6 protein-coding genes and 1 other RNA gene are annotated in these 7,570 nt (G+C 33.8%); 1 reads left to right on the top strand and 6 read right to left on the bottom strand.

Annotated features, from left to right (window positions below):
- Window positions 1-267: 267 nt before the first annotated feature.
- The 4 genes from Q0838_RS09180 to Q0838_RS09165 all read right to left on the bottom strand — a co-directional run bounded on the left by Q0838_RS09180 (window position 268) and on the right by Q0838_RS09165 (window position 5,206).
- The gene (locus tag Q0838_RS09180) at window positions 268-768 is read right to left on the bottom strand and encodes a pyridoxamine 5'-phosphate oxidase family protein (RefSeq protein WP_298953867.1); all 501 of its coding nucleotides are present in this window, start codon (window positions 766-768) and stop codon (window positions 268-270) included.
- A gap of 131 nt (window positions 769-899) precedes the next feature.
- On the bottom strand, window positions 900-1,898 hold the full coding sequence (locus Q0838_RS09175; RefSeq protein ID WP_298953864.1) for a YihY/virulence factor BrkB family protein: 999 nt from the start codon (window positions 1,896-1,898) through the stop codon (window positions 900-902).
- 84 nt (window positions 1,899-1,982) lie between these two features.
- On the bottom strand, window positions 1,983-3,104 hold the full coding sequence (locus tag Q0838_RS09170; protein WP_298953862.1) for a DUF2891 domain-containing protein: 1,122 nt from the start codon (window positions 3,102-3,104) through the stop codon (window positions 1,983-1,985).
- 437 nt (window positions 3,105-3,541) lie between these two features.
- Entirely contained in the window at window positions 3,542-5,206 is a 1,665-nt protein-coding gene (locus tag Q0838_RS09165; protein ID WP_298953859.1) for an alpha-amylase family glycosyl hydrolase, read from the bottom strand.
- A 133-nt stretch (window positions 5,207-5,339) separates the two neighbouring features.
- Between Q0838_RS09165 and Q0838_RS09160 the strand changes: the two genes are divergently transcribed.
- The gene (locus Q0838_RS09160; protein WP_298953854.1) at window positions 5,340-6,215 is read left to right on the top strand and encodes a sterol desaturase family protein; all 876 of its coding nucleotides are present in this window, start codon (window positions 5,340-5,342) and stop codon (window positions 6,213-6,215) included.
- Window positions 6,216-6,605: 390 nt separating this feature from the next.
- Here Q0838_RS09160 and Q0838_RS09155 read toward each other — a convergent pair whose 3' ends face one another.
- Together Q0838_RS09155 and ffs are read right to left on the bottom strand one after the other, a co-directional pair.
- Window positions 6,606-7,409: an SDR family oxidoreductase gene (locus Q0838_RS09155; protein ID WP_298953852.1), complete on the bottom strand. Its 804-nt coding sequence runs from the start codon at window positions 7,407-7,409 to the stop codon at window positions 6,606-6,608.
- Between the two features lie 51 nt (window positions 7,410-7,460).
- An RNA gene (gene ffs / locus Q0838_RS09150) (signal recognition particle sRNA small type) lies at window positions 7,461-7,560 on the bottom strand.
- Window positions 7,561-7,570 lie beyond the last annotated feature (10 nt).

The raw sequence follows: 7,570 nt of genomic DNA, 5'->3' as shown, positions 1-7,570 counted from the left end.
AATCAACCATAGAACACGCTTGGCTAGGTTCAAATCTTTATGTTGTTTACGTAGTTTTTTGAGCTCTTCAAAGCTCTCAGTTATCAAAAATTCTTTCGGTTTTGCCATCCATAAATATAACTATAAATAACGACTTTTCAAAATAAAAATGGTATAATATAAATATTGAGCCTTAAACAGATGGGGCTAGGCCCATCTGTTTTAAATATTTATGTTGCACTTATTACTTGAACTTAGAATACATTAAAAGCCATAAAATAGTTGTTTCTATAATTTGAGATTTCCAGATATTCCTACTTCTGTTTTGTCTCCAGTTATTTTAGTGTACGCTAATTTTGCTAGTGTCACTAATGTTTTAGTCTTAACGTCCCAATAATGACCCTTTTCTGGTGTAAAAATAAGAACTGTTAACTCTGGGTCATTTTTACTTTGAAACCAATTATTATCAAGATTATCATAATATTTTTCTATCAATTCTTGATTAGTAGAAACGATTGTAGAACCATAAACACTTAAAAATTCTTTAGAATTAGGGTCGCTATAAATCAACTGAGTTTTATTTGATGTATGGATGTGCGTATTATGCTCACTACTGGCTTTACTAAAAAAGATAACATCACCGTTATCTAGCACTTCTTTAGGAGTCATGGGAATGGCAGGAACTGGAACAGACCCAAGACTAGTAAGCATCATAGCTGTTTTAATGTTTCTAGATAGTTCTAGATATTTTTTTCTTGCTTGTTTTTGATTAAGGTTTTCTGTGCTCATTTTTTTGTTTTAAAGATAGGAATGGGTCTGTAATCTTTTTCCTAATAAAACATGAATTAACGATACTTTTAGAATCTAACACAATCGTAATCATGAGGTGTTTATGAGTGGCACACTTTCGCGGAAGCGGTTTACTTATGCTTTATTTTATTAATGTCTGAGAGAAGTATTTCTTTTATATCTTCATCAGTTACTTCTTCACCTTTATCTGTAATAACTAATTCTTCTTTATATTTTAATGCTTTAGAATTAGGCAATATCCCGGAGCCATAACGGTTTACATATACCAGAATAAACTCTGCCCCATAGAACAGAATTAAACAAGAGTAGGAGACCCAAAGTAACAACAACACTATAAGACCAGCGGCTCCATAAGCACTAGCTGGCGAGGATTGTGTAAAATAAATTTCTAATAAAAATTTACCTGTTTCAAATAAAACACCAGTCAACAAAGCACCTGGCCATACCATTTTCCATTTTAATCTAGCGTCTGGTAAATATCTAAACATAAGACCAAAAAGTACTGAGATAATACCTAGCGAGACTAAATAATTAATAATTAATGCCAGATTACCCACGTATGACGCAATGTGATCTTGTATCATGTCTTGTAAAATTCCTATAATCGCTGTCAAAATAAAGCTGATTAAAATCAAAAAACCTAAAACTAAAATGAAACCAAAACTTTTTACTCGATCGGTAATTAGCTTCCACCAGGGTGTTTTAGGATTAATCTTAAGTTTCCATATTTTATTGAGAGCTAGTTGTAATTGATAAAAGACTCCAGTTGCAGCAAATACTAATGTGGCTATACCTATTATCTGGGCAATCCAGCTGTCCTGATCGGTACTAGCTGCTTGCAGCATACCATTAATATCCTCTGCAGCATCATAACCTATAAGCGAGGTAAGACCTGATGTTAATCTTCCAGTTGCTATTTCTGTATCCCATACAGAACCTACTAGATTTATAAGTATGACTATAAGACCAGGCAATGCTAGAATCGCATAATAGGCAACGCTAGCGCTTAATTGCCATACGTCATCATCATTCCATTTTTTTGCACTACTCCACAATAAAGATGGTAGATGTTTCCATTTAAAAATTTCTGTAGCTGGCTGTCTATTCATAAAAACGAATTAACCAACTTTTTCTTAATTTATCACCAGGATTAAATATAGTTTAACGATTTACTAAATGAGGATGTAGTGTATTTACTTCTTTCTCACATTCTGTAATGCGTAGATCGCAAAACTCCCTAACCAGTGTCCACCAGCATAATCATCAGCTACTAGATTAGGTAGGGTATGAACCATGTGAGCATCTGCCGTTTCTATGAGATGATGGTATTGTGGGTATTGTGCTGCTAGTCCATAAAGTACCCAGGCACGACTTAGGTTTAAACCATCTATATGGACTAATTTCCCGTCTGTGCGATCATATACTTTACCTATTTCTATCTCTAAATTTCCACTTTCTATTCCTGGTAAGAATTCTTTTATCCATGAGTGGAAATCGGTTTCTGATAATATTCTTCTCATAATATCTACTTCTTCTAGACACGGTGATAAAAAATCATACCCACTAGGCTCCCAGGAAATAGGACAGTCAGTATCATTTAAATAAAAATCTCTTGCTCTAGATTCTATACTCTTTTTAAAGGCATGATTTTTAGAATGTACTGCATAATCATGGGCAAATGCCATCCCAAAAGCGGTATTAGAATGCTCACCTACACGTATCGCATAATTTAATTTAGGAAGGTAGCTCATGTACCTACTCACTATAATATCTGTTAAAGGTTGTAAAATAACCGATAACTTTTTGCCTTCTAGACTATCCCAAGAATCGAGTTCTTGTTGTAATTTAAGCAACCATGCCCATCCATAAGTACGCTCAAAGCTAGTGTTGTTTGCGGTATTGAGATAAGCGATTTCAACCTTAATATTTTGTGCCGTGAGATTATGTTTTATTTTTTGCAGTAATTCTTCTTTAGCCTCTAATGTTGGAAAGCTTTTCAATAAGGTCACTGCACTCCAATAGCCGTGCACCGCACTATGCCAGTCAAAACAACCGTAGAATACAGGATGTTGTACGGTTGGTCTTTTTTGATCTTCTGGGCTAGAAGTTACATGCCCCATTTTATTAGGATATTCTGTTTCTATGCAGTGTAGCGGTAATTTTACAAGATTATTAGCTTGTTTTAAAGTTAATTGCGGTCTAGCAATAGTATCTACTATGTGCGCGTTCTGTGTTTTAACAGTTTTATTAGGAGTTATGGCTTTTTTACAACTTACAACCGTAGTTACCACAAGAGCATAAATTAGATATTTCATCATTATTATTTGTTAAGACTTTAAAGATAAAACATTCTTTATGTACTTGGTTTTATGTCGCTTATTCTAAAACGGAACTCCACTAGCTACTTAAAATTAAGTTCAATCTAATTCTACTCAAAATTTAGGGTAGATTAGTGAACTACGTGGCAAATTATAAAAGAATAGCTGTCTATCTCTATCTAATTTACAGCAGTAGATTTATTTTAAAAGGAAGAGGTTTTTATGAATAGATAAACAACGCTCCTATCTTAAAAAACATACCTATACTAAGCTGATTATAAAATCAATAAAACAAATTTTTCATCTCTACCTCTAAGTAAAACGATTATAGTTTAATAAATGTATTCCTTATATAATTGTTAAGTCTATAGTCTAGAACCCAGACCAGTTGTGCGTGTGTTGCTTTGTAAAACATACAAATACTTTCTATTATTTTACAATCGCTCTAGAAGAACTACTCCATTTTCTACCTTTACAGTTACTTTTCCATTAATAACAGGCAGTTTTTTTGCAGTATAGGCGTTACGCAATCTAGTGGCTTTAGGAAATACTTTTTTTACATCTATTTCTAATTTCTCGTTATCTAATCCTGCACCTATCAAAACGGTATCTTGGTGGTTATCTTTATCATAGAATCTAGCTGCAAGAGTACCATTTCCATCGTGTTCTAGAGAGAAGTGTTCTCCTGCTCCTATCGCAACGTGTTTATTTCTAAATTTACCTAACTTTTGCCAATGTTTAAGAATTGCTGGCTGGGTGTTTTCCCAGTTCATTTGAGATCTTAGAGTCGCATCTCCTTCTGTGCCTTCTATAATTAAGGGTCTAGCGATCTCATCTCCGTAATATATTTGAGTCATTCCCGGTGTAAGCAGTAGTTTTGTCGCAGATTCTATTGCTTTAATACGAGAGACATCAAAGGGTTGCCCGTCATCATGAGAGCTTATATAATTCATGAAATATGCTTCATTACCAAGGTTTTCTTTTAAAAGTTTTTTTCTAAAACCATCATACCTTTTGAAGAGTTCTTTATAATTTGATATAGCATGACTTTTAAATCCAAAATTGATCAGTGCATCATAGCCAGCATCAAAGTAATCTACTTCTACATCAGAAAAAGGATAAGATCTACCGCCGCTCACCTGATAACCATAAAGCTCGCCTAGTATAAAAAACTCGTCATCATGAATGACTTCTTGAGGATGGTTTTTCTTCCAGTCGTTATAAGCAAGTCTAGCCTGTTCATTAAAGGTAGCCCACACAGACTCTTCTACATGTTTAACGGTATCTATTCTAAAACCATCTACACCAGTTTCTCTAGCATAGTCTGTCACCCATTTAATTAAATAATTAGAAGGAGTTTTTTTAAGCCCTGTCCTGGTAAAAAAATCATTTAGTTCTTTTATTTCCTGATCGTATCTACCTTCTTTCTTCCATTTTTCTTTTAGAATAGCAGGTAGTTCTACCTCTTGTTTACTATCTGTTCTTATATCAGGTAAATTATTAGTAAGTGTACAGGTAACAGCTGTTTCTTGATCTTGATATGTGCAACTAGGACCTGTGCGTACCCAGTCTTCTGGCCATAATGGATCTTGTGTTGTTACCGGTCCTGTATGATTTATGACTACATCTAGTAAGATTCTAATATCCTTATCGTGCGCTTTTTTAACTAGCGATTTGAATTCTTCTAGTGTACCATAAGAAGGTTCTACTGCCGTCCAGTCCTTTGCCCAGTAGCCGTGAAAAGCATAAGAAAACCCTGTACCTTCATCTACACCACCTTGTATTTGCTCCCATATAGGGGTTAACCAGATGGCATTTATTCCTAAATCAGTAAAATATCCTTCGTCAATTTTTTGAATAATACCTGCAAAATCACCACCCTTAGAGCCTCTCAGCTTTGCCGTTTTTTCATTTCTCTCTACAATGCTATCATTAGAGATATCGCCATTATTAAATCTATCAGTTAAAAGAAAATAAACATTTGCAGCGCTCCAGTCAAAGTATGTTGACTCTTTTGGGAGAGATATTTCTTTGTCTGTTACCTTTTTACAAGAGGCAACCAGAATACACAAAGTGAATAGATATAGAAGCTTTTTCATGAATACATTTTTATAAGGTAAAAGTAAAATAAGATAATGATATTATACCATTATAGATTTCTAATATAATACAACGTTATAGTAGTCCTTTTTAAAGACTAGTTTTATATTTGATAACACAACCTGAAACAGCATGAAAAAATATATAGATATCTTTACAGGCTCCTTTAAAGGATATGCTTCTTACTTGTGGGGTGAAATTATGACCCCATCATGGACTAATTACTTTTACTGGCTACTTGTGATTTCTTTACTAGTTTTTGTACTGGAGATATGGCTGCCGTGGCGTAAAAATCAAAAAATATTACGCAGAGATTTTTGGCTAGATTTATTTTATCTATTCTTTAATTTCTTCTTATTTTCTTTAATAGGTTATAATGCCATTTCTGATGTTTTTGTAGAACTTTTTAACGATAGCCTGGCACAAATAGGTATTACTAACCTAGTTGCGATAGAGGTAAATACTTTACCTATATGGACGCAACTGTTAATCATGTTTATTATAGCCGATTTTATCCAGTGGAATATTCACAGACTATTGCATCGTGTTCCTTTTTTATGGGAATTTCATAAAGTACATCACAGTATTAAAGAAATGGGGTTTGCGGCTCAATTTAGGTTTCATTTTATGGAAACTATATGCTATAAGTCATTACAGTATTTGCCGCTAGCGATGATAGGATTTAGTATCGATCAATTTATAATTATACATATGATTGCTGTTTTTATAGGTCACTTAAATCACGCCAATCTAAATTGGGATTATGGACCTTTAAAATATCTATTAAATAATCCAAAAATGCACCTCTGGCATCATGCAAAAAAACTTCCTAAAGGGGTTACCCATGGGGTTAATTATGGTCTATCGTTAAGTGTTTGGGATTATATGTTTGGTACCGCACACATTCCTTACCACGACGGAGAATTAGAATTAGGATTTCCTGGGGATGAAAATTATCCTGATGCCTTTCATGAACAATTAATTGAGCCCTTTAAGAAAGATCATTGATGCAGGTTCCGCTTTCGCGAAAGCGGAATTACATATAAATTTAAGTGAACAATAATACCTAGGAATATAAACCTGCTTGTAAACCCTTGTTTTAGATCAAAGTACAACTATTTCTTTATGCGCTGTACATATAAATCAAGATTCTCTGATAATTACATTTCCTTAATAAGTTGATGCGATATCCTATTTCTTTAAAAAAGAAAAATCATTACCATTCTTATTTTTTTTAAAGCTTTATATAAATAGATACAACATTTGTAAAAAGTACGATTATAACTATTATTAATAGAAGATAAGAAATCCTTAATACCATTAGTTACCGTATGGTTTATAATTTAAAAAAATAAGACTACCTATCAACTAACTACCTGCTAGAAAAAGTACCTATTCTTAAAGTCCGTAATGCTTTTTAAGCATACTTTCATAGGTCTTTTCAGGAAGGATTTTTTTAAGAAAAATAGAAAATTTTTGTAAAAAACTACCTACTTTATAATGAATACCTGGATTAGGTTTTTGTAAAATTTCATAGATTTTTGAGGCCACTTCTTTAGGGTCCTGACCACTATCTACATGCTCGTCGATTAACTTTAAAGTATGTGTGTAGCCCGATTCATAATCACTTCCTGCTATAACTGGAGCATGAAATCTACCAGCTGCAATATTAGTTGCAAAATCACCAGGCGCTACATTACTAAAATGAATATTAAGATGTGCACATTCCATGCGATATGCTTCAGTTGCTATTTCTAGCGCACCTTTACTAGCACTGTAGATACCACGATATGGTAAACCCATATAACCTGCAATACTAGTTATATTAATGACGCGTCCAGATTTTTGTTTTCTCATTACTGGCAACACCGCTTGTAAAACTCTTAATGGACCATAAAAATTAGTGTCCATCGCGTTTTTAACCTGGTCTATAGGAGTCTCTTCCATAGGTCCTGTAATACCTACACCGGCATTATTAATAAGCACATCTATTTTTCCTTCTTTTTCTAAAAGAAGATTAACAGCATTATGAATAGAGTTTTGATCTTGCACGTCTAGAGCAAGTAACTTTATAGAACTATCTGGATAGCGATCTGGATTTCTACTCGTACCGTAAACTGTATAATTTTTATCTTGAAGAAATAATGCAATGGCTTTTCCTATACCAGAAGAACCACCGGTAACCAATACTACTCTTTTCATAAAATATTTTAAAAACTAATGTGAAGAAATCACTAAAAAGGAGAAAGAAAAAAAAGGCAAGCTACCTACATCACACCGCTACGACCACTTACCTTTGCTGCGTTCCCGCCCTGGAGGAGTTCAGCAGGAGCTGGTTGTGTAGGACTTGCCCGGTGCAAATA

The sequence above is a fragment of the uncultured Nonlabens sp. genome (assembly GCF_947495285.1).
Taxonomy (GTDB): Bacteria; Bacteroidota; Bacteroidia; order Flavobacteriales; family Flavobacteriaceae; genus Nonlabens.
This window is presented reverse-complemented; position numbering and strand designations above follow the sequence as displayed.

What these genes read in the sequence shown, in the direction of transcription:
- Q0838_RS09180 (WP_298953867.1), bottom strand. Translation starts at nt 768, where the DNA reads ATGAGCACAGAAAACCTTAATCAAAAACAAGCAAGAAAAAAATATCTA.
- Q0838_RS09165 (WP_298953859.1), bottom strand. Translation starts at nt 5,206, where the DNA reads ATGAAAAAGCTTCTATATCTATTCACTTTGTGTATTCTGGTTGCCTCT.
- Q0838_RS09160 (WP_298953854.1), top strand. Translation starts at nt 5,340, where the DNA reads ATGAAAAAATATATAGATATCTTTACAGGCTCCTTTAAAGGATATGCT.
- Q0838_RS09175 (WP_298953864.1), bottom strand. Translation starts at nt 1,898, where the DNA reads ATGAATAGACAGCCAGCTACAGAAATTTTTAAATGGAAACATCTACCA.
- Q0838_RS09170 (WP_298953862.1), bottom strand. Translation starts at nt 3,104, where the DNA reads ATGAAATATCTAATTTATGCTCTTGTGGTAACTACGGTTGTAAGTTGT.
- Q0838_RS09155 (WP_298953852.1), bottom strand. Translation starts at nt 7,409, where the DNA reads ATGAAAAGAGTAGTATTGGTTACCGGTGGTTCTTCTGGTATAGGAAAA.